The 20,834-nt window shown below is 70.7% G+C and carries 20 protein-coding genes and 1 riboswitch; of the genes, 15 read left to right on the top strand and 5 right to left on the bottom strand.

Going from position 1 to position 20,834, the window contains the following annotated elements; genetic code table 11:
- Positions 1-10: 10 nt before the first annotated feature.
- Entirely contained in the window at positions 11-628 is a 618-nt protein-coding gene (gene ctaE / locus IG98_RS0112255; RefSeq protein ID WP_030910225.1) for an aa3-type cytochrome oxidase subunit III, read from the bottom strand.
- A gap of 196 nt (positions 629-824) precedes the next feature.
- Here ctaE and IG98_RS0112250 point away from each other — a divergent pair, with 196 nt between their 5' ends.
- The 3 genes from IG98_RS0112250 (at position 825) to IG98_RS0112240 (ending at position 3,459) form a co-directional block, all read left to right on the top strand.
- Complete coding sequence (locus tag IG98_RS0112250; protein WP_030910222.1) at positions 825-1,223, top strand: response regulator; 399 nt, start codon at positions 825-827, stop codon at positions 1,221-1,223.
- An 18-nt stretch (positions 1,224-1,241) separates the two neighbouring features.
- A complete protein-coding gene (gene trpD, locus IG98_RS0112245; protein ID WP_030910219.1) occupies positions 1,242-2,288 on the top strand; it encodes an anthranilate phosphoribosyltransferase in 1,047 nt (348 codons plus the stop codon).
- Between the two features lie 241 nt (positions 2,289-2,529).
- Complete coding sequence (locus tag IG98_RS0112240; RefSeq protein ID WP_051752018.1) at positions 2,530-3,459, top strand: sensor histidine kinase; 930 nt, start codon at positions 2,530-2,532, stop codon at positions 3,457-3,459.
- Here the strand turns inward: IG98_RS0112240 and IG98_RS0112235 are convergent.
- From IG98_RS0112235 to IG98_RS0112225, 3 genes are all read right to left on the bottom strand, one after another.
- Positions 3,402-3,689, bottom strand: a complete 288-nt coding sequence (locus IG98_RS0112235) for an Lrp/AsnC family transcriptional regulator (protein ID WP_030910213.1) — start codon at positions 3,687-3,689, stop codon at positions 3,402-3,404. The two genes, IG98_RS0112240 and IG98_RS0112235, sit on opposite strands and share 58 nt — an antisense overlap.
- A 43-nt stretch (positions 3,690-3,732) precedes the next feature.
- Positions 3,733-5,457 (bottom strand): DEDD exonuclease domain-containing protein, encoded by a 1,725-nt coding sequence (locus tag IG98_RS0112230; RefSeq protein WP_030910210.1) that lies wholly within the window; start codon positions 5,455-5,457, stop codon positions 3,733-3,735.
- Between the two features lie 97 nt (positions 5,458-5,554).
- Positions 5,555-6,673: a phosphotransferase family protein gene (locus IG98_RS0112225; protein ID WP_030910207.1), complete on the bottom strand. Its 1,119-nt coding sequence runs from the start codon at positions 6,671-6,673 to the stop codon at positions 5,555-5,557.
- A 238-nt stretch (positions 6,674-6,911) separates the two neighbouring features.
- Between IG98_RS0112225 and IG98_RS0112220 the strand changes: the two genes are divergently transcribed.
- From IG98_RS0112220 to IG98_RS0112185, 8 genes are all read left to right on the top strand, one after another.
- Positions 6,912-8,174, top strand: coding sequence for an NYN domain-containing protein (locus IG98_RS0112220; protein ID WP_245651512.1), 1,263 nt, complete (start codon positions 6,912-6,914; stop codon positions 8,172-8,174).
- A gap of 63 nt (positions 8,175-8,237) precedes the next feature.
- The gene (locus IG98_RS0112215) at positions 8,238-8,867 is read left to right on the top strand and encodes a hypothetical protein (RefSeq protein WP_030910200.1); all 630 of its coding nucleotides are present in this window, start codon (positions 8,238-8,240) and stop codon (positions 8,865-8,867) included.
- A gap of 150 nt (positions 8,868-9,017) precedes the next feature.
- The gene (locus tag IG98_RS0112210; protein ID WP_030910196.1) at positions 9,018-9,995 is read left to right on the top strand and encodes a C40 family peptidase; all 978 of its coding nucleotides are present in this window, start codon (positions 9,018-9,020) and stop codon (positions 9,993-9,995) included.
- A gap of 72 nt (positions 9,996-10,067) precedes the next feature.
- Positions 10,068-10,766, top strand: a complete 699-nt coding sequence (locus IG98_RS0112205; protein ID WP_030910193.1) for a class I SAM-dependent methyltransferase — start codon at positions 10,068-10,070, stop codon at positions 10,764-10,766.
- Positions 10,767-11,109: 343 nt separating this feature from the next.
- Positions 11,110-11,269: riboswitch (cyclic di-AMP (ydaO/yuaA leader) on the top strand.
- Positions 11,270-11,351: 82 nt separating this feature from the next.
- Positions 11,352-11,894: a C40 family peptidase gene (locus IG98_RS0112200; protein WP_245651511.1), complete on the top strand. Its 543-nt coding sequence runs from the start codon at positions 11,352-11,354 to the stop codon at positions 11,892-11,894.
- 179 nt (positions 11,895-12,073) lie between these two features.
- Positions 12,074-12,937: a hypothetical protein gene (locus tag IG98_RS0112195; protein ID WP_051752017.1), complete on the top strand. Its 864-nt coding sequence runs from the start codon at positions 12,074-12,076 to the stop codon at positions 12,935-12,937.
- Positions 12,938-13,127: 190 nt separating this feature from the next.
- The gene (locus tag IG98_RS0112190) at positions 13,128-14,405 is read left to right on the top strand and encodes a M48 family metallopeptidase (protein ID WP_030910183.1); all 1,278 of its coding nucleotides are present in this window, start codon (positions 13,128-13,130) and stop codon (positions 14,403-14,405) included.
- Positions 14,402-15,526: a glycosyltransferase family 4 protein gene (locus IG98_RS0112185; RefSeq protein WP_030910180.1), complete on the top strand. Its 1,125-nt coding sequence runs from the start codon at positions 14,402-14,404 to the stop codon at positions 15,524-15,526. The genes IG98_RS0112190 and IG98_RS0112185 overlap by 4 nt, the downstream gene beginning before the upstream one ends.
- Here the strand turns inward: IG98_RS0112185 and IG98_RS0112180 are convergent, their stop codons facing one another.
- On the bottom strand, positions 15,527-17,320 hold the full coding sequence (locus IG98_RS0112180) for an AMP-dependent synthetase/ligase (RefSeq protein WP_030910177.1): 1,794 nt from the start codon (positions 17,318-17,320) through the stop codon (positions 15,527-15,529).
- A gap of 198 nt (positions 17,321-17,518) precedes the next feature.
- On the opposite strand from IG98_RS0112180, the gene IG98_RS0112175 reads away from it, so the two are divergent.
- The 4 genes from IG98_RS0112175 to IG98_RS0112160 are packed head-to-tail and all read left to right on the top strand — an operon-like array spanning position 17,519 to position 20,815.
- Positions 17,519-18,286: a metallophosphoesterase family protein gene (locus IG98_RS0112175; protein WP_030910174.1), complete on the top strand. Its 768-nt coding sequence runs from the start codon at positions 17,519-17,521 to the stop codon at positions 18,284-18,286.
- 56 nt (positions 18,287-18,342) lie between these two features.
- A complete protein-coding gene (locus IG98_RS0112170) occupies positions 18,343-18,780 on the top strand; it encodes an SRPBCC family protein (protein ID WP_030910172.1) in 438 nt (145 codons plus the stop codon).
- Between the two features lie 30 nt (positions 18,781-18,810).
- Positions 18,811-19,980: an ArsA family ATPase gene (locus IG98_RS0112165; protein WP_030910170.1), complete on the top strand. Its 1,170-nt coding sequence runs from the start codon at positions 18,811-18,813 to the stop codon at positions 19,978-19,980.
- Complete coding sequence (locus IG98_RS0112160; protein ID WP_157594292.1) at positions 19,973-20,815, top strand: hypothetical protein; 843 nt, start codon at positions 19,973-19,975, stop codon at positions 20,813-20,815. Before IG98_RS0112165 ends, IG98_RS0112160 begins: the two co-directional genes overlap by 8 nt.
- Positions 20,816-20,834 lie beyond the last annotated feature (19 nt).

The following is a 20,834-nucleotide window of genomic DNA, read 5'->3' as shown; positions in this document are numbered from 1 at the left end:
CCCCGATTCCTTATTGAATTCCATAGATGGTCACGAAAAGGCCGATCCAGACCACGTCGACGAAGTGCCAGTAGTAGGACACGACGATCGCGCTGGTCGCCTGCTCACGGGTGAAGCGCTTCGCGGCGTACGTGCGTCCCAGCATGAACAGGAACGCGATCAGTCCACCGGTCACGTGGAGGCCGTGAAAGCCCGTCGTCAGGTAGAACACCGAGTCGTACGCGGTGTGCGACAGGGTGTGTCCCTCGTGGACCAGCGCGTTGTACTCGTACAGCTGGCCGGCCACGAACACGGAGCCCATCAGGAAGCTGACGATGTACCAGAAACGCAGCTTGGCGACCTGGCCCTTCTCAGCCGCCCACACGCCCAGCTGGCAGGTCACACTCGACAGGACCAGGATGATCGTGTTGCCCAGGGCGAAGGGGACGTTCAGGTGGGCCTCCGGCCAGGGAAGTCCCTGGCTGAGGCTCACAGACCGGATGGTGAAGTACATCGCGAACAGCGCCGCGAAGAACATGAGCTCGGAGGACAGCCAGACGATCGTCCCGACGCTGACCAGATCGGGTCTGCGGGACGAGTGTGCTGTCGTCGTCGTTGAAATTGCGGATGCTGTCGCCACGGGCAGCATTATTGCGGCTCTCCTGCTCGGGTCGCCGCACGACCCCCCGATAAGGGGGTGCATACGCCCCTGAAAAGTGGACGTATAGGGCAATTTGCTCAGCTGTGGCTCCGGCCTGGGTCTCCAGGCCGGCTGACCGGTAGCATCCCAGGTGACCATACATCGACGAGGGATAGTGAGCGCGACCGTGAGCACCGACGACAAGATGAGGGTCCTCGTCTACAGCGACGACGCGAGCACCCGCGAGAAGGTGCGGCAGGCACTCGGCCGTCGCCCCGCCGCCGACGTGCCCCTCGTGGAGATCGTGGAGTGCGCCACCCACGCCAAGGTCGTCCAGCACTTCGACTCCGGTGAGATCGACGTCGCCGTGCTCGATGCCGAGGCCAGGCCCGCGGGCGGCATGGGGGTGGCCCGTCAGGCCAAGGACGAGGTCCACGACTGCCCGCCGATCTGCCTGCTGATCGCCCGCCGGGACGACCGCTGGCTGGCCGAGTGGTCGCGCGCCGAGGCCGTCGTGCCGCAGCCGATCGACCCGGTCGGCCTCGCGGAGACCGTCGCCGACCTGATGCGCCGCCGCCTGTCCACCCGTCTGACCGCCCGGTAAAACCTCCTGGAGAACTGCATGGACGCGCGCACCACCTGGCCGGCGCTGTTGTCCGCCCTGCTCGCGGGCGAGCACCTGACGGCGGACGAGACCGCCTGGGCGATGAACCAGATCATGTCCGGCTCCGCCACCTCCGCCCAGATCGCGGGCTTCGCGGTGGCGCTGCGGGCGAAGGGTGAGACCGTCGCGGAGGTGACCGGCCTGGCGCGCACGATGCTGGAGCGGGCCACCCCGCTGTCGGTCGAGGGGCCCGTCGTCGACATCGTCGGCACCGGTGGTGACCGGGCGCACACGGTCAACGTCTCCACCATGGCCGCGATCGTGGCCGCCGCGGCGGGAGCCAGGGTCGTCAAGCACGGCAACCGGGCCGCCTCGTCCTCGTGCGGCGCCGCCGACGTCCTGGAACACCTGGGGATCGTGCTCGACCTGTCCCCGGCGGCCACCGCCAGGGTCGCGGTGGAGGCCGGTATCGCCTTCTGCTTCGCGCCGGTCTACCACCCGGCGCTACGCTTCGCGGGCCCGCCACGCAAGGAGATCGGCATCCCCACCGTCTTCAACTTCCTGGGCCCGCTGACCAACCCGGCCAGGCCCGCCGCCCAGGCGATCGGCATCTTCGACGCGGGCATGCTCCCCGTCGTCGCGGGCGTCTTCGCCGAGCGCGGGGTCTCCGCCCTGGTCTTCCGGGGCGACGACGGGCTGGACGAGCTCACCACCGCCACCACCTCCTCGGTCTGGGTGGTGCGTGAGGGCGGCGCCGAGCAGACCGTCTTCGACCCGGCGGTCCTCGACATCTCCAGGGCGGCGCCCGACGCGCTGCGCGGCGGGGACGTGGTGTTCAACGCCAGGGCCGTGCACGACCTGGTCGGCGGCAAGACCGGACCGGTCCGTGACGCGGTGCTGCTGAACGCCGCGGCCGCGCTGGTCGCCCTCGACGGCGCCGGTGACGACCTGAACGCCGCGATGGCCGCTGGCTACGAGCGCGCCGTGCGGGCCGTCGACTCCGGTGCCGCCGGCGAGACCCTCGACCGCTGGATCGCGGTCAGTCGGTCGTCGAAGCCGTCCTGAGCCGTGCTCGCCCCGCGGTGTGGGGCCGGGTGTGGGGGCACAGGCCCGTCGTGAACCCTCCCGGTGGTGTCGGCGAATCTCCGTGGGGAGAGGAACGTCCCGGCGCCGCCCGAACCGTCGCTGGACCGTAACCGGGCTGAGACTTTTTCGTTATCGGCCGGAACGTCTCCGCTCCCGGGTGGATGGAAGATCCACCCGGGAGCGGATGTGGCACCTCGGTGCGCCGTTCTAGGTTGCGACCATGTGGCGTGCTGACCCCCTGACCGAGCAGATGTTCCCCGTTCTGCTGGCGTGCGTGGCGCTCGGACTGTGCGTGGCCGTCGTGAGCCTGATGCGGGATCGCAGGCTTCTGCTGCTGAGGCTCAAGTCCGCAGAGGACAGGTTCGTCGGTCAGCAGGAGGAACTGGTCCGCGCCCAGTTCGCCGAGAGGCGGGCACGCATCGCCCGTGAGCTGAACGACGTGGTCGCGCACGGGATCAGCATGATGACGCTCGGCGTGGGCGCCGGGCGGATGATCATGGACAAGGACCCCGACCGGGCCAGGCGGACCTTGCGGGTGGCGGAGGAGTCCGGGCGTCAGGCGCTGGTCGAGCTCCAGCGCACCCTGGCGCTACTCGATCTCGACGGCTCCTCGGCGGGCAGGACGCCCCAGCCCAGGCTGTCCGACCTGCGGGACCTGTTCACCGAGGTCCGTGCGGCGGGCCTGGGCGTGGACATGGTCGAGGACGGCAGGCCCGCCGAGGTCGCGCTCACTCTCGAACTGGTGGCGTACCGCATCGTCCAGGAGGCGCTCGCCAACACCCTGCGGCACGCCGGGGCCCGGTCGGCCCGCGTCACGCTGCGCTGGCGGCCGGGCTTCCTCGACGTGCTGGTACGGGACGACGGCCAGGCCGACCCCTCGGCGACCGCGGGGCACGGCCTGCTCGGCATGCGGGAGCGGGCCGCCCTGTTCGGCGGGACGCTGGCGGCCGGGATCCTGCCCGGAGGGGGGTTCGAGGTCCGGGCGCGGCTGCCCGTCTCGGGCGCGGCGGTCGGTGACGCCACCCGTACGGCCGTGGGGGGCGTCACCGACCTCGAACCGACCCGCCCTCGCCTCCGTCCCGCCGGCGCGGGTCAGTCGGACTCGCCGAGGCCGATCGAGAAGGCGGCGTCCAGATCGTGCCGGGAGTAGGCGCGGAAGGCGATGTTGGTCTCGGTGTGCAGTACTCCCGCGACCTTGTTGATCCGCCCGGGGATGACCTCGGCGATCTCCTCGTAGGCGGTGACGCGGACCATGGCCATCAGGTCGTACTCCCCGGTTATGGAGTAGACCTCGCTCACCCCGTCGATCTCGGCGATCGTCTGGGCGACCTCGGGGATCCGGTCCACCTCGGCGTTGATGTGAACGATCGCGGTGACCACGAGCTTCCTCCTCGTTGAGTGTTGCCTGCCGTCTTTGACGCTATCAGCGCAGTGGACGGCCCTCGCGCGCCCGGCGCGGCTCGGCTGGCTGGTAGGCGCGGTCGATGCGGGCCTTGAGCCGGGCGGCACCCGAGACGGGCAGGCTCCAGGTGCCTTCCACCTGCACCAGTCGCACCCCCGGGGACTCCAGCCAGCGCAGTACACACTCGGTCTCCTCGGCGCTGGCGGCGTGGACCGGCCCGGGGCCGGGCGGCACCGTCTCGGCGGTGGCCGTCAGCGCCTCGACGAACGGGGTGGGGTGGGCGCCCCTCGGCATCACCCCGGCCGAGGCGAGCCGTCCGTACCGGATGACGTGGATCTCCCAACGGCCGTCCGCCACGGGGGCGGCCGCGACCATCTGGGAGATGGTGGTCAGCGACCGCAGCCGTTGCATGCGGGCCGAGGTGCGGACGTAGGAGGCGAGCCGGTCGCGGTCGGCCGCGGCCTCCTCGTAGCGCTGGTCGAGGGCCAGGCGCTCCATCCTGGCCTCCATGGCGGAGAAGACCCCGGCCGCGTCCAACTCCAGTGCCCGGCGCGCCGCCCCGACGTGCACCGCGTACTCGTCGGGGGTCTCACGCCCCTCGCACGGTGCGCCGCACCTGCCGATCTCGGCGAGCGCGCAGGCGGAGCGCCTGGTACGCGGAGTGATCCGTTCGGTGCACTGCCGCAGCGGGATCGTCTCGTGCAGCGCGGTGCGGGCGTCCTCGGCGGCGCGGGTGCTGGTGAACGGGCCCAGATAGGACGCCCCGTCGTCCTTGACCTCGCGGACCACCGACAGGCGGGGGAAGAGCTCGTCGGTCAGCTTGAGCCAGAACATCTTCTCCGGATGGCGTGACCTGCGGTTGTAGCGGGGCTTGGCCGAGCCGATCAGCCTGAGTTCCCTGACCTCTGCCTCCAGCGGGGTCGCGCAGGCGATGGATCTGACCCGCGCGGCGATGCCGATCATCTCGCGGACGCGGGGCCGGGTCTCGCTCGCGGTGAAGTATCCGCGCACGCGGTTGCGCAGGTTGGTGCTCTTACCGACGTAGAGCGGGTCGCCGCCGGAGTCCTCGAAGACGTAGACGCCGGGCCCCGTCGGCACCGAGTCGGCCAGGTGGCGCTTGCGGCGCTGCTCGGGGGTGGGCGCGCGGACGAAGCCCTTGAGCTCCTCCAGCGTCTGCACCCCGAAGGAGCCCGCCCGTTCCAGCAGGGCGTGCAGCACGTCGACCGTGGCCCGCGCGTCGGCGAGCGCCCGGTGGCGGGGCTCGGTGTGGCTGAAGATCGCGGCCAGCGTGGACAGCTTGCAGTTGGGCGCCTCGTCGCGGGTCAGCAGCTTGCGGGCCAGGTCGACGGTGTCGACCACCTGGTGGGCGGGTGGTGGATACCCGTGCGCCGCGCAGGCCGCCCTGATGAACCCCAGGTCGAACCCGGCGTTGTGCGCGACCAGGGTGGAGCCGGCGGCGAACTCCAGGAAGGACGGCAGCACCGACTCGATCCGCGGTGCCGCCACGACCATGCCGTCGGTGATGCCGGTCAGCACCGAGATGAACGGCGGGATCGGCGAACCGGGGTCGACCAGGGTGCCGAACTCACCGAGCACCTCACCGCCCCTGACCTTGACCGCGCCGATCTCGGTGATCGCGTGCTCGCCCGCCGAGACGCCGGTGGTCTCCAGGTCGAACACGACGAAGGTGATCTGGCTGAGCGGGGTGCCCAGCTCGTCGAGTGTTCCCTGCACGGCGTAGTTCACGATTCACGACCATAGAAGTCCCGACCGACATTCACCGCACCGGGTTCTTTCGGCGCCGGGCGCCCCGCACACCCGTGGTCCGCGCGTCGGAAAGGCGTCAGCCCCAGTAGCTCCCGTCCAGCATCCGTTCGAGGGCGGCCCGGTGCAGCACCAGGTCGTCGGGGTCGTCCGGCATGGGCTGCTCGCCGAAGTGGATGCGGCGGTGCCAGACGCGGGCCATGATGACGCCGTGCCTGAGCGCGGCGTACATCTCGTAGAACTCCATGTCGCGCGGCTTGTATCCCGTTATTTGGTGATACGTCTCGCATACGTCCTCGCGTCGCATGAAGTCGGGTAGGCCGGGCAGCTCCATGACCTCGGCGATCTCCTGAAAGAACCGGTGCAGGAAGATCATCCAGGCGAGGTCCAGCTCGCGGGGGGCGATCGCGGCCATCTCCCAGTCCAGCACCGCCACCGGGGTGAAGTCGCGGTACATCACGTTCCCGATGCGGGCGTCGCCCCAGCTCAGCACGTCGGGTCCCGGATCGTTCGGCCAGTGCTCGGACAGCCAGTCGAACGCCCGCTCCAGCAGCGGGATGCGCATCGAACCGTGTGCCCACTCGTAGTAGGACCGCTGGTCGTCGACGTGCCTGCGCAGCGCGGACTCGCCCGTCCCCGCGATCTCCAGCGGACGCAACTCCTCCACGGTGAACGGGGCGTCGTGCAGTCTGGCCAGGATCTCGACGCTCTGTCGTTGCAGCCGCATCCGGTCGGCGGGGGAGGCGTCCAGCAGCCAGCCCTCGAAGGTGTAGGGCAGGACGTCCGGCGGCACGTCGCCGGTGAGCCGCTCCATCACGAAGAACGGGGTGCCCATCGGTGCGGGGTCGGGCTCGTACCACAGGGTCCGGGGCGCGAGCACCCCCGCGCGCTCCCTGGCCATCCGCATGACCTCGAACTGCCTGCCGAGATCGTAGCTCGGGAAGACCGGCACGGCCTCGCTCGCCGGGGCCATCCGGGCGACGCAGCCGACCTCCCGCCTGCCCTCCGCCGCCGTCCAGGAGGCGTCGAAGAGCAGGGTCTCGCTGGACATGCCGTTGCCCGAGGGCGCCGACAGCCGGGAGAGCGTGACGGGGGATCCCACCCTGCCGGAGAGCCACGAGCGCATCCGCTCGTGTAACTCATCGAGGTCGCGGGTGGATGTCCGCATATCCTCGGCTTGCCGGCGCTGCTGATCCATCGCGCTCTCCCGGGTGGCGTGCGTCACAAGGTGATCCGCACAGTCGTAACCTAAGAGCAAGCGCTTGTCTATAAAGAGTTCACGGCCGGGCCGGCCGCCGTCCGCCTTACGGTCAGGTCGGGGTCAGGGTGCGGTAGCCGTACCCTTGACGTGAATACCGATCCGAGTAGGGGCCGCGATGAGTTCAGCCGGAGAGGGCCTGTCTCGTCCGTTACCCGAGCAGGTTCGCTTACACGTCGTGGAACTGGCGTCCCAGATCCTTGGCTCCATGCCCGCCGCCTCGGTGCCGCCGCCGCTGAAGGGGATCGCCAAGTTCGACCCTCGCAGGCGCGCCAGGCTGGGCGGCGCGCCCATCGCCGCGCAACTGGAGACCGACAAGAAGTTCCGCGAGCTGGTCGCGGAGACGCTGACCGTGAGCTGGCCGGAACTGGTCGCGAGTCTCGCCGAGGGCGCGGTCCCGCCCGCCGCCGAGCCCGTCATGGTGGCCGCGGCCGCCTACCTGACCCGGCCGCCCGGCTGGGCGGACATGGTGGAGGCGGCCCGCGCGGACCTGGAGCGGTCGGCCGCCGCCGCCGAGGGCTCCGCGCAGGAGCAGACGCTCTCCCGGCTGCGTGAGCAGCTGGCCGGCCAGAAGAGCGCGGCCAAGGAGGAGTCCGAACGGCTGCGCGAGCAGCTCAAGGCCTCGCGCTCGGAGGTCTCCGACCTGCGCCGCAGGCTGCACGAGGCCCGGGAGCGGGCCAGGGCGGCCGAGGCGCGTGCCGCCGACGCCTGGGAGGCGGCGGCGGAGGCGAAGACCGCCGCGGTCTCGGCGGGGAGCAGCGTGGAGAGCGAGCTGCGCCGCCTGCGTGAGCGGCTGGCCGACACCGAGCGTCAGCTGGAGTCGACACGCAGGGCGGCCCGTGAGGGCCGCAGCGTGGAGGACACCAAGGTCCGCATGCTGCTCGACGCCCTGCAGGACGCCGCCGCGGGGCTCCGCAGGGAGCTCGCCCTGCCCTCCGGCATCCACCGTCCCGCCGACTCGGTGGCCTCGGTGGCGCCGGGCAGGCAGGGGGTCCAGGCGGTTCCCGCGCGGGCGCTCGCCGACGACGACCCCGCCCTGCTCGACCAGTTGCTCGCGCTGCCGCAGATCCACCTGATCGTCGACGGCTACAACGTGACCAAGACCGGTTACGGCACCTTCACCCTCGCCGACCAGCGCAATCGCCTCCTCACCGGCCTTGGCGCGCTCTACGCGCAGACCCGCACCGAGCTGACCTGCGTTTTCGACGGCGCCGAGTTGAACGGACCGGTCCCGGTGTCGGCACCCAGGGGGGTGCGCGTGATGTTCAGCGCGCCGGGGCAGATCGCCGACGACCTGATCCGCCAGCTGGTCCGCGCCGAGCCCACGGGACGCGCGGTCGCGGTGGTCTCCTCTGATCGGGAGGTGGCCGAGTCGGTCCGCAGGATGGGCGCCCGGCCGGTCCCCTCACTGCTTCTGCTCAGACGTCTGGGGCGGGCGTGAACCTTTCCCGGTGATCGCGCATCGAACTACCGGAAGGTATTTCGATCTCCCCAGGGGCACTCGATGAAGAAGATCATAACGCTCGCCGTCGCCGTGCTGGTCATCGGGGCGACCGTCGCCACCCCCGCCGCGGTCGCGGCGGCCGGCATTCCCAAGGGCTTCCTGCTCTATGAGAAGGAGGCGGCCAAGAAGCCCGCCCTCGCCGAGAGCAGCTGGAAGATCGGCAACTCGGCCAAGGTCCGGCTGGCGATCAACCCGTGTGACCGGGCCACGCTGGCCAGAACCGGCCGGACGGCCGCGCGGACGGTGACCTACACCAGCGTCCCGGACTTCCAGAAGGTCGAGCAGGTGATCCTGTACCGCTCGAAGGCGGCCGCCGCCGGAGCCGTCGCCCAGGTGCGCTCGGCCCTGACCGCCTGCCGCTCCAACACCGGCGGAGGCTCCACCTACCGCTACGTCTCCGCGCGCCTGACCGGGCTCGGAGACGAGGCGCTGAAGATCTCCGGGCAGGTCTACTACCGGGGGGAGGCGGGCGTGGGCGGTGACCGGAGCGTGCTGGTCAGGAAGGGCAACGCGGTCCTGGTCTATCTCTGGGCCGGGGAGTACTCCAAGCCCGCGCGGAGCGACTGGGCCACCCAGCTGCGCGACGCCAGAAAGATGACCGGCAAGATCTGCGGCGTCGCCGACTGCTGAAGGACGACCCCGGTGCTCGCCCGGGGTATCAGAACTGCCACCTGCGGCTATAGCGCGAAACATGTGAAAAGGTGATCTAAACCTTACTTGTTCTGTACTATTCGCCGCAGGTCTGTGCAGTCTGGAGGCGTTGACGTGGCCGTGGCGGGTATGCCGGTTGGACTCATTCGGATACCGGTGGCGGCCGGGCTCGCCCTCGCGCTGCTGATGGCGCCGGTGAGCGGGGCCTCCGCGGAGCCGAAGCCGACGCTCGCCCAGGCCAAGAAGAAGCTGGAGAAGCTCAACGAGCAGGCCGACCAGATCGTCGAGAAGTACAACCAGGCCTCGGAGAAGTGGAAGCGGGCCAAGAAGAAGTACGTGACGCTGAACAGCGAGCTCGCCCGGCAGAGCGAGCAGGTCGCCGGGCTGCGCAAGGAGCTCGTCGCGATGGCGGTCAGCACCTACCAGTTCGGCGCGGTCAACAGCTGGGAAGGCATGGTCTACCAGGCCGACCCCGGCGCGCTGCTGAGCGGCCTGGCCTCGGTCGACCAGATGTCGGCCTCCCGGGCCCAGTCGCTGAGCGCCTTCGACGAGGCCACCAAGGCGCTGCGGCTCAACACGAACCTGGCCAAGGGCGCGCTGAGCGAGGCCGACGAGACGCGCGACGAGCTGGCCAAGGAGAAGGCCAAGGCCGACAAGATGGTCAGGGCTCAGACGAAGCTCCTGCGCGAACTCAACGTCTTCAAGGCGGGCAACCCCGAGAGCGGCGGGATCCAGTACACCGGCCCCGCCTCGGGCAACGCCCGCGCCGCCCTGCAGTTCGCCTTCGCGCAGGTCGGCAAGCCCTACCAGTACGGCGGCACGGGGCCCGGCGGCTGGGACTGCTCGGGCCTGATCCAGGCCTCCTGGCGCAGCGGGGGAGTCAGCCTCCCCCGTACCACCTGGGAGCAGTGGAGCTGGGGCGCCAGCCGCAAGGTCTCGCTGAACGACCTCCAGCCGGGCGACCTCATCTTCAGTGAGGGCCTGGGCCACGTCAGCATGTACGCGGGCAACGGCCAGATCGTGCACGCTCCGCAGACCGGCGACGTGGTCAAGGTCGTCCCGCTCTCGGCCTACGGCCGTCGCCTCGTCGGAGCCGTCCGCCCCTGACGCGCGGCGCGCGGGTCCCGACGGCCGGAAAACCGGGTGCGTCGCCCGCGGCGGCGCTGCCAGCATCGGAACATGATCACTTCATGGATGCTCGACGAACTCGCCCATGCCGGTCCCGAACACCTCGACGCCGCGTTCGTCGCCGGGTTCGACCGCAAGCAGGGCAGGCCCGATCCGGGGGAGGACCTCGCCGCGCTCGCCGGGCGCGGCCTGGGGGAGACGGCGACGGTCGTGGAGTTCGGCGCGGGGACGGGGCAGTTCGCCCTGGCCGCGGCGCGGCGGTTCCGGCGGGTGGTGGCGGTTGACGTCTCCCCGGCGATGCACGACTTCCTGACCGTCCGGGCCGCCGAGGACGGCCTGGCCAACCTCGAGTGCGTGCGGGCGGGCTTTCTCTCCTACGAGCACGCGGGGCCACCCGCGGACGCGGTCTACACCCGTCACGCCCTTCATCAGCTCCCCGACTTCTGGAAGGCGGTCGCACTCGACCGCATCGCGCGGATCGTACGGCCCGGGGGCGTCCTGCGCCTGCGTGACCTGATCTTCGATTTCCGGCCGGCCGAGGCCGGCGCCGTGCTCGGCCGCTGGTTCGAGGGCGCGGCCGGCGATCCCGCGCTGGGCTACACCCGCGAGGACTACGCCGAGCATCTGCGCACCGAGTACAGCACCTTCCGGTGGCTTCTGGAACCGATGTTCGACGCGGCCGGGTTCGAGATCGTCGAGGTGGACTTCAGGGAATCGATCTACGGCGCCTACACGTGCGTCCGGCGCTGACGCACGCTCCGTGGCGGAGGGGGGCGTCCTCATGGTTTCAACCGCGAATGATGGCAAATGTGATGAACATTACAGAAATCGCGATTTGTCGGGTGTGATTTTAGGGGTGTGACGAGAGTCATATCTCAATAGCATAAATGGTCATTAAGCAGGGGTAACGGGAAGATCACGAAGGCTTGTTGATCTTCTTGCTTGGCGAATGCTTTGCCGAAAGTTGGAGATCGGGGTAACTTCTGGCCTCGCGACGTACAAGCCATGCCGTCGCGGTGAATGTCGGTCTTCGGGCCGGTGTCCCTATAGAAATCCAACCGGCCGCCGTTCCCCTGCCGGGGACGGACCTCATCGTGGCGGCCCGCCGAATCTATGCAGCCAGGAGGCATGGAACCGGGGACCCAAAAGGCCCGACACAGCGTGGCCAGGGGTGAATCAGCGCATTTGCGCCGTAGGGCATCTTCCCAGCCCGAACCCGTCAGCTAACCCGGTAGGCATCAGTGGAAGCACCAAGGAGAAATCCTGTCTACCACCCCGTGTAACACCCGTCTGTCGCGCCTTTTCCACCTTTCCCTCAGTGGCATCGCCCTCACCTTGACCGCCTCAGCCGGAGCGGTCACCCTGGGGTCGACGGCGGCCAGGGCGACGACGGACAGTACCCCTGAGATCCTGGTCAACACCGCGGCCGGAGTCTCCGAGCAGACCGATCGGGCTGCGAACGAGGCCAAGGCCAGTACCAAGGTCAAGACCAGGATGAGCAGGGCGGCCCTGCAGAAGGTTCGGGCTCGCAAGGCCGTCTCGGCGGCCAGGAAGCAGGTCGGCGATCCGTACCGGTGGGGTGCCTCCGGTCCCGGCGCGTTCGACTGCTCGGGGCTCGTCAAATACGCCTGGCGCAAGGCGGGCGTGTCCATCCCACGGATCACGCACAGCCAGTACCGGGCGATCAGGAAGAAGGTCTCGTGGAGCCATCTGCGCCCCGGTGACCTGATGTTCTTCAGTGGAAAGGGCCACGTCGGCATGTACGTCGGCAAGGGCAGAATGGTCCACTCGCCGAGCAGCGGCAAGACGGTCCGGATCGTGAGGCTGGAGGGGTACTACAGGTCCTCCTTCGCCGGAGCGGTCCGGCCCGGAACCTGAGCCTGAGCAAGGGGCGCCGGCCCCGTTCCTCACACGTGGAGGGACGGGGCCGCTCCGTTTCCGGCGAAGGCCGCGAGCGCGCGGCCGGCGGCCTGGGCGGATCCACGCCTCCGGCAGGGAGCGCCGCGACGTCCCGAAGGCCGGAGCACCGGCCCGCACTCCGATAGCATCGGCTCGTTATGTCCGTCCCGAAGGGGCGCCGCACCGTGCTCGCCGGGATGCTGGCGCTGATGAGTGTGGGCCCGTTGGCCGGGACGGGACCTCTCCTGGCCGGAGCCGGCCGGCTTCCGGGCCCTCCCGGCCACCCGCCTCCTCGCGATCCTCTCCACCATGCCGGAGAACTCCCCGTTGACCTTCGCGATCTGTGGCCCGGTGCCGCCGTCGTCGTCCGGGGTGAGCACTCCCTCGTGATCGGCCACGACCTCGCGCCCACCGTCCTGCGGGACCTGGCCGCCAGGGCCGACCGGGCCCGCCGCGCGGTCGCGGCGATCTGGGGGCCGGTCCGAGCGGTGATCCTGTTTCCCGCCACCGACGCCGAGGCCGCGGCACTCGCCGGAGCGGAGAGCACCCGGGGCCTGGCCGCGATGGCGACCGCGGACCGGGTGATCGTCCTGCCCTCGGGCTACGCGAGGCTCACCATGACCGGCCGGGACGTGGTGATCACGCACGAGCTCGTGCACGTGGCCACCGGCGCGACCCGTGGCGGCCGGGTGCCGATGTGGCTGTCGGAGGGCTTCGCCGACTACGTGGGCTACCGCGATGCCGGGATCCCGGTACGGACGGCCGCCGCCGAGCTGGCCGCCGAGGTGCGTGCCGGAGTCCTGCCCGTCCGTCTCCCCGGTCCCGCCGACTTCGCCCCCGGCGCTCCGCGGCTCGCGCAGGCGTACGAGGAGGCCTGGCTCGCCTGCCGGTTCATCGCGGAGCGCTTCGGCGAGAAGGCCCTGGTGAGGCTCTACGGTGGCGATGTCACCGGCACGCTCGGCCTGTCGCCTGCCCAACTCACCGTGGCGTGGCGTGACTATCTCGGAAAGGAACTCGCCTGACATCCTTGTGTCCTTTCCCGGTCCAGGCCTCACCTGGCGGATCTCGCCGTGGCGAGAGGCGACCGGGAGGGAGCCGCGGCGTGCCGCGGTGACCGGTGACGACGCGGCGAGGCGCCGTCCGGTCGGCCGCGGCAGGCGAAGGATCCAAAGGACGGGGCCCAGGGTTCGGGCTCCACGCTGGAGGTGTTTGATGACGCTGAGCACGACGGACGCGCCCTCGGGGGTGCGGTCGGCGGGGTGGGCGCTGGCCGCGCTGGGGGTGGTCACGCTGGCGGTCGTGGCGTTCGCCACGCCCTGGCGGGCGCTGCCCGAGGGGGCCCTGGCGGTCGTCCCCGATCCGGCCCGCGACTTCACGGCCGAGCAGATCGCCAGGTCCGAGGCGTTCGACAGACTGGTCAGCGTACCGGGTTACCTCTCCCTCGGCCTGACGCTGGTGGTGGCGGGAGTGCTGGTGGGCACCCCGCTGGGCGCGCGGCTCGTGGACCGGCTGCGGGGGCCGTGGTGGTTGCGGGCGCTGCTCGGCGTGCTGGCGCTGTCGGTGGCCGTCGCGATGCTGCGCTGGCCGCTGGGGATGTGGTCGGAGACCTATCTGCGCGACTTCGGGTTGTCCACCCAGACCTGGCCGACCTGGACCGCCGACCGGATCAAGAGCCTGGGCGTCGGCACCGCGCTGACCGCGATCATGGTTCTGGCGGTGGTCGCGCTGGCGCGGCGCTACCGGCGCTGGTGGATCCCGGCGGCGGCCGGCGCGTTCGCACTGACGGTGGCGGCCTCCTTCGCCTACCCGGTGCTCATCGAGCCGATCTTCAACGACTTCAGGCCGATGGAGGCCGGACAACTCCGCGACGACCTGCTCGCCATGGCCGCCAGGGACGGTGTGCCGGTGGAGGACGTGCTCGTCGCCGACGCCTCCCGGCGGACCACCGCGCTCAACGCCTATGTCTCCGGATTCGGCGCGACCCGCAGGATCGTCGTCTACGACACGCTGCTCCGGGCGCCCGCCGACGAGGTCGAGCTGGTGGTCGCGCACGAGCTCGGTCACGCCAAGGCGGGCGACGTGCTCTCCGGTACGCTCGTCGGGGCTCTGGGCGCGGCGTTCGGGGCGTGCCTGCTCTACGTGGTGACCTCGGCGGGGGTCGTGCGGCGCCGCGCGGGGGTCTCCTCCATCGGGGACCCGAGGGCGGTGGGTTTGGTCATGGGGTTGCTCAGCCTGGCCGCGGTGCTGTCAGGGCCGGCACAGAACCTGGTGAGCCGGCATATCGAGGCTCGTGCGGACGTCCACGCGCTGGACCTGACCAAGGATCCGGCGACGTTCGTCGCCATGCAGAAACGGCTGGCGGTCACCAACATCTCGGATCTGTCGCCCGACCTCGTGGAGTACGTGCTCTACGCCTCGCATCCCACCACGCCGCAGCGCATCGCGCTGGCGCGCTCCTGGGCCCGGCTGAACGGTCTCTTTGAGCCATGAGGCGCACGCTGGTGGTCACGAACGACTTCCCGCCCCGCGCCGGGGGGATCCAGTCCTTCGTGTACGGTCTCATCGCCCGCCGCCCGCCCGGCTCCATCGTCGTCTACGCCCCTCAATGGCCCGGCAGCGAGGGCTTCGACCTGCGGCAGCCCTATCCCGTGGTACGGCACCCCACCTCGCTGATGCTGCCCACCCCCGCCGTCGCCCGCCGGGCGGCCGCACTGGTCACCGAGTTCGGGTGCGAGACCGTGGTCTTCGGGGCGGCGGCGCCGCTCGGACTGCTCGCGCCCAGGATGCGCGAGGCCGGTGTCCGCCGCGTCGTCATGGTCACCCACGGCCACGAGGCGGGCTGGACGGCGCTCCCGATCGGCCGCCGGGTGCTCGCCAGGATCGGCGCGCACGCCGACGTGGTCACCTACCTGGGGGAGTACACCCGGCAGCGGCTGGCCAGGGTGATACCCGAGGACAAGCTGGTGCGGCTCGCGCCCGGCGTCGACACCGAGGTGTTCGCGCCCGAGGCCGGGAGAGAGCGGGTGCGCGCGAAGCTCGGGCTGGGAGAGCGGCCGGTGGTGCTCTGCCTGTCCAGGCTGGTGCCGCGCAAGGGCCAGGACACGCTGCTGCGGGCCTGGCCCGGCGTGCTGCGGGACGTTCCCGACGCGATGCTCCTGATCGTCGGCGGTGGCCCGTACCGCAGGACCCTGGAACGGCTGGCCAGGTCGATGGACGGCTCGGTTCGGATCACCGGCCCCGTGCCGGAGGCCGAGCTGCCCGGCTACCTGGCAGCGGGCGACGTGTTCGCCATGCCGTGCCGTACCCGCCTGGGCGGTATCGACGTGGAGGGGCTCGGCATCGTCTATCTGGAGGCGTCCGCCAGCGGGCTGCCCGTGGTGGCGGGCTCCTCGGGCGGCGCGCCCGACGCCGTGCTACGCGGGCAGACCGGCCTGGTCGTCGACGGCACCCGCCCGGACGAGGTCACGGCGGCCCTGGTCGACCTGCTCAAGGACCCGGCCGGGGCACGTGCCATGGGTGACCGCGGGCGCGAGTGGGTCGCGCGCGAGTGGAGCTGGGATCTCGCCGCCTCCCGCTTCGCCCGCGTTCTGGAGTCCGTGGAGACCCTCTGACTAGCTGTAGAGGGACTCGACCTGCTTGGCGAAGTCGCGCATCACGATGGCGCGCTTGACCTTGAGGGTCGGGGTGAGATGTCCGCTCTCCTCGCTGATGTCGACGTCGAGCACCGTGAACTTCTTGATCTGCTCGGCCCTGGAGACGAACTTGTTGGCGTTGTCCACGGCCTTCTGCACCTCGGCGACGATGGCCGGGTCGGAGCTGAGGGCGGCGAGGTCCGCGTCCGTTCTGCCGTTGGCGGCCTTCCACTGCTCCAGAGCCTCGACGTCGAGCGTGATGAGCGCCGCGACGAACGGCCGGTCGTCGCCGACCACCATCGCCTGGCTGATCAGCGGGTGGGCGCGGATGTGGTCCTCCATCGGGGCCGGGGCGACGTTCTTGCCCGCGGCGGTGACGAGGATCTCCTTCTGGCGGCCGGTGATGCGCAGGTAGCCGTCCCCGTCCAGCTCGCCGATGTCGCCGGTGTGGAACCAGCCGTCCTTGTCGATCGCCTCGGCGGTGGCCTCGTCGTTGTTCCAGTAGCCCGCGAAGACGTGGCGCCCCTTGACGAGCACCTCGCCGTGCTCGCCGATGCCGATGGTGACGCCCGGGAACGGCTTGCCGACCGTGCCGATCTTGTTGGCCCCCGGCAGGTTGACCGAGGAGGGCGCCGAGGTCTCGGTGAGGCCCCAGCCCTCAAGCACCTCGATGCCCACGCCGCGGAAGAAGTGGCCGAGCCGCTCGCCCAGGGCGGAGCCGCCGGACACGGCCGCCGTCAGCCTGCCGCCGGTCGCGGCGCGCAGCTTGCCGTAGACGAGCCTGTCGAACAGGGCGTGCTTGAGCCTCAGGCCCAGCCCCGCGCCGCCGGTGGACTCCGCCCTGCTCCAGGCGACGGCGGTCTCCGCCGCGGCGTGGAAGATCTTCCCCTTGCCGTCGGCGGTGGCCTTCTGCTCGGCGGCGTTGTAGACCTTCTCGAACACGCGGGGCACGCCCAGCAGGAACGTGGGCTTGAAAGCCTGCAGGTCGGGGCCGACGTTCTTCATGTTGGGGGTGTGCGCGAGGACCGTGCCCGTCTCGATCAGCACGATCTCGATGATGCGGGCGAAGACGTGCGCGAGTGGCAGGAAGAGCAGGGCCGCCCTGTCGTCCATGGTGAAGAGGCGCTCCAGCGGGCCGTGCGCGACGTTCCTGGCGGTGAACAGCAGGTTGTCGTGGGTCAGCCGGCAGCCCTTGGGCCTGCCGGTGGTGCCCGAGGTGTAGACGATGGTGGCCAGGTCGGCGATGCCGCGGCTGGACCTGCGCTCGGCGAGCGTGTCGTCGCCGACCTCGGCGCCGAGTGCGGTCAGCTCGTCCAGGGCGCCGCCCTCGATGCGCCAGACGTCCTTGAGACCGGGCAGCTCCGAGATGCCCTCGCGGACCGTCTCCTCGTTCGAGTCCAGCTCGACGAAGACGGCCTTCGCGCCACTGTCGGAGATGATCCAGGAGACCTGGTCGGCCGAGGAGGACTCGTAGATCGGCACACTGACCGCGCCCGCGGCCCAGATCGCGTAGTCGATCACGGTCCACTCGTAGCGGGTGCGCGACATCAGCGCCACCCGGTCGCCGGGTTCGACGCCGGCCGCGATCAGGCCCTTGGCCACCTCCGCGACCTGGTCGCGGAACTCGCGGGCGGTGACGGCGGCCCAGTCGTCGCCGACCTTGCGGCGCAGGACGACGGCGCCCGGCTCCTCTTCGGCACGCCGGAACACCGTGTCGGTCAGGTTGGCGGAGGCGGGGACATCCACCAGCACGGGGACGCTGTACTCGCGCACGGATCACTCCTGGAGACGCACGGATCGATGGGCTGCCTGGAAGCTATCGCGATAAGTTACGCACGAGTAAATTCGTCACCCAGGCGTTATCAACGGGGAATTCACCGTACCAACTGCTCTCTCCTGGAGTCATCGGCCGCGCCGCCGTGTGAGGTTTGTTACTTATGCCGGTATTTGTGGGTGGTTAGGATGTCCGGCATGCGGGTTCATGTCGTCAGCGACGTACACGGGAGAGCTAACGCGCTGGCCCGCGCGGGAGACGGCGCAGACGCCCTGATCTGCCTGGGGGACCTGATCCTGTTCGTCGACTACGACGACCACTCCCAGGGCATCTTCGCCGAGCTCTTCGGGGCGGAGCGGGCGGCGGAGTTCATCGCGCTGCGGACGGCCAAGCGGTTCGAGGAGGCGCGGGCGATGTCCTCGGCGCTCTGGGCGTCGCTGGAGGGCGGCCCGCGCGAGCACATCGAGCGCTCCGTCAGGCGGCAGTACGGTGAGATCTTCGCCGCGATGCCGACCCCCGCCTACCTCACCTACGGCAACGTGGACCTGCCGCGCTACTGGCCCGAGTACGTGCGCGAGGGCCACCGGGTGCTCGACGGCGAGACCGTGGAGATCGGCGGCCTGCGCTTCGGCTTCGTCGGGGGCGGGCTGCGCACCCCGTACCGGACCCCGTACGAGATCGACGAGGAGGAGTTCGCCCGCAAGGTGGAGGCCGTCGGCGAGGTCGACGTGCTCTGCTGCCACATTCCGCCGGCCATCCCCGAACTGCTCTACGACGTGGTGGCCCGGCGGTTCGAGCGGGGCAGCGAGGCCACCCTGGAGGCGATCCGGCGGACCCAGCCGCGCTACGCCCTCTTCGGTCATGTGCACCAGCCCCTCGCCGCCCGTACCCGGGTCGGCAGGACCGAGTGCCTCAACGTGGGGCACTTCAGGAACCGGGGCGTTCCCTTCGCGCTGGAGTGGTAGCCACCCGCGGCCCCGCCAGGCGTACGCGGACGATCGTGAAGCAGTACGGTTGGCCCATGGCTGATCGCACCACCTCCAGCATCACGATCGGCGCGGACCGGTCGACCATCATGGCGGTCATCGCCGACTTCCCCTCCTACCCCCAGTGGGCGGGCCAGGTGAAGTCCGCGCGGATCCTCTCCACCGGAGAGGACGGCCGCCCGGCCACGGTCAGGTTCGTCCTCGACGCGGGTGTGATCAGCGACGAGTACACCCTCCGCTACACCTGGGGCGGCGACGAGTCCGTCGACTGGAGCATCGCCGAGGCGGGGAAGATGCTCTCCGGGCTCACCGGGAGCTACCGTCTCGCCGACGTGGGCGGCGACACCGAGGTGACGTACGAACTCGCCGTCGACCTCAAGGTGCCGATGATCGGCATGATCAAGCGGAAGGCGGAGAAGGTCATCGTCGACACCGCCCTGAAGGGGCTGAAGAAGCGCGTCGAGACCCAATGAGGTCGCGGAACCGTCCCTCGGGAGGATGACGTGAGCCGGGTTCTGCTCTTCACCGGCAAGGGCGGCGTCGGCAAGACGACCGCCGCCGCGGCCACCGCCACCCTCGCCGCCAGGTCCGGCCTCAAGACCCTGGTGGTCTCCACGGACACCGCCCACTCGCTGGCCGACGCCCTCGGCGTGCCCGCCGCGACGGAGCCCACCGAGATCGCCCCCGGCCTCTCCCTGCAGCAGGTCGACACCCAGCGGGCACTGGAGCGCCAGTGGGGCGAGCTGCGCGACTACGCCAGGGGCGTCTTCGCCGAGCTCGGCCTCGACGAGGTGACCGCCGAGGAGATCACGGTGCTGCCCGGCGCCGAGGAGGTCATCGCGCTGCTGGAACTGCGCGAGCAGGCGCGCACCGGGCTGTGGGACGTCATCGTCATCGACTGCGCCCCGACCGCCGAGACGCTCAGGCTGCTGGCCCTGCCCGAGGCCCTCGACTGGCACGTGAACCGGCTGCTGCCCGTCGGCAGGCGGCTGCTGCGCACCCTCTCCCCGCTGATCCGCCGCCTGGCACAGGTCAGCGTGCCGGAAGACCACGTGGTGGGCGCCGGGGAGCGGCTCCACCGGGGGTTGCTGGAGGTGCGCGAGCTGCTCACCGGGCCCGGCGCGAGCGTCCGGCTGGTGCTCACCCCGGAGGCCGTCGTGCTGGCCGAGGCCCGCCGCACGCTCACCTCCCTCAGCCTGTACGGCTACCGTGTCGACGCGGTGATCGCCAACCGGGTCTTCCCCTCGGAGGGCGCCGACGAGTGGCGGCAGCGTTGGGTGCGGGCCCAGGCCCTGCACCTGGCCGAGGTCGAGGAGTCCTTCGCGCCGCTGCCCGTGCACACCGTGCCCTACCTGGAGGCCGAGCCCGTCGGCCTCGACGCCCTCGCCGGTGTCGCCGAGGCCATGTACCGCGGGAGCGACCCCTTCGCCCCGCCCTCCGTCGACCCGCCGCTGCGGATCACCGCCGAGGGCGAGCTGATCCTGGCCCTGCCGCTCGCGGACAAGAGCGAGGTGGATCTGGCGCGCAAGGGCGACGAACTGATCGTCAACGCCGGTTCCTACCGCCGGGTCCTGGCCCTGCCCGCCGCGCTGGCTCGCAGGTCGGTGCGGGAAGCCGCGCTCCGAGATGGATTTCTCCGGGTACGGTTCGAAGCGGGAGGGCCTGATGACTGATAACACGAATGATGCCGAGAAGACTCCGAAGCCGCGTGCGCCCAGGAAGCCGGGTAAGGCGGTCGGCGCCGTGACGCCGGAGGTCGCCGCCGAGACCGCCGGCACCGCAGGCGCAGAGAAGGTTCAGAAGAGCCGCCGCGCGAAGCCTGCCGGGGGAGCCGCGCAGTCCGGGCGTACCGGATCGGTCGAGTCTGTCGAGCCGGTCGAGACGGCTGAGGCGGGGAGCGAGCCCGAGGCTTCTTCCGGGCGGACCCCGATCTCGGAGCAGGCCGAGCACGACGCGCGCGCCGAGTGGTTCGAGCGCGCCGATCGGGCCCGGCACGAGGAGCGGACCGGCTGGACCCCGTGGGGCCGTTCCGGCGAGCGCGAGGAGCCGGGCGGGACCGAGGAGCGCGGGCGAGACGAGCGGGTGCGTGAGGAGCGGGCCGAAGCAGACAGGGACCCCCTGGGCAGCGCCGCCGAGGAGGCGTTCAAACTCTTCGACACGCTGCAGCAGAAGGCGGCCAGGGAACTGCGCAAGAATCTGATCAAGGGCACGATGACCGGTTTCGGCAGCGCGTTCTCCGGCGGCGGTCGAGGAAGAGAGCGGGACGTGTGGGAGGAGGCGGTCTCCGAGCCCGAGGAGTACATCTGCCGTGCCTGCCCCGTCTGCCGCGCGATGGCCGCGCAGCGTGAGTCGGGAGCCGCCGTCACCGACCACCTCATGCAGGCCGGCACCGAGTTGTTCGCCGCCTTCAAGTCGGCGGTCGAGGGGCTCGGCAAACCCGCGCCCGGTCAGCGGACACGGGAGCGCGAGCGCGAGGACACCCCCGTGGAGCACATCGACCTGGGGTGAGCCCCAGGGGGAGAGGAAG

This window comes from Streptosporangium amethystogenes (genome assembly GCF_000721075.1).
GTDB classification, from domain to species: domain Bacteria; phylum Actinomycetota; class Actinomycetes; order Streptosporangiales; family Streptosporangiaceae; genus Streptosporangium; species Streptosporangium amethystogenes.
Note: the sequence above shows the minus strand (reverse complement) of the source record. Positions and strands in the feature narration are given on the sequence as shown.

Coding starts and splice junctions, on each gene's coding strand:
- IG98_RS0112240 (WP_051752018.1), top strand. CDS start 2,530: ATGTGGCGTGCTGACCCCCTGACCGAGCAGATGTTCCCCGTTCTGCTG.
- IG98_RS0112160 (WP_157594292.1), top strand. CDS start 19,973: ATGACTGATAACACGAATGATGCCGAGAAGACTCCGAAGCCGCGTGCG.
- IG98_RS0112215 (WP_030910200.1), top strand. CDS start 8,238: ATGAAGAAGATCATAACGCTCGCCGTCGCCGTGCTGGTCATCGGGGCG.
- IG98_RS0112225 (WP_030910207.1), bottom strand. CDS start 6,673: ATGGATCAGCAGCGCCGGCAAGCCGAGGATATGCGGACATCCACCCGC.
- trpD (WP_030910219.1), top strand. CDS start 1,242: ATGGACGCGCGCACCACCTGGCCGGCGCTGTTGTCCGCCCTGCTCGCG.
- ctaE (WP_030910225.1), bottom strand. CDS start 628: ATGCTGCCCGTGGCGACAGCATCCGCAATTTCAACGACGACGACAGCA.
- IG98_RS0112190 (WP_030910183.1), top strand. CDS start 13,128: ATGACGCTGAGCACGACGGACGCGCCCTCGGGGGTGCGGTCGGCGGGG.
- IG98_RS0112250 (WP_030910222.1), top strand. CDS start 825: ATGAGGGTCCTCGTCTACAGCGACGACGCGAGCACCCGCGAGAAGGTG.
- IG98_RS0112185 (WP_030910180.1), top strand. CDS start 14,402: ATGAGGCGCACGCTGGTGGTCACGAACGACTTCCCGCCCCGCGCCGGG.
- IG98_RS0112210 (WP_030910196.1), top strand. CDS start 9,018: ATGCCGGTTGGACTCATTCGGATACCGGTGGCGGCCGGGCTCGCCCTC.
- IG98_RS0112195 (WP_051752017.1), top strand. CDS start 12,074: ATGTCCGTCCCGAAGGGGCGCCGCACCGTGCTCGCCGGGATGCTGGCG.
- IG98_RS0112205 (WP_030910193.1), top strand. CDS start 10,068: ATGATCACTTCATGGATGCTCGACGAACTCGCCCATGCCGGTCCCGAA.
- IG98_RS0112170 (WP_030910172.1), top strand. CDS start 18,343: ATGGCTGATCGCACCACCTCCAGCATCACGATCGGCGCGGACCGGTCG.
- IG98_RS0112175 (WP_030910174.1), top strand. CDS start 17,519: ATGCGGGTTCATGTCGTCAGCGACGTACACGGGAGAGCTAACGCGCTG.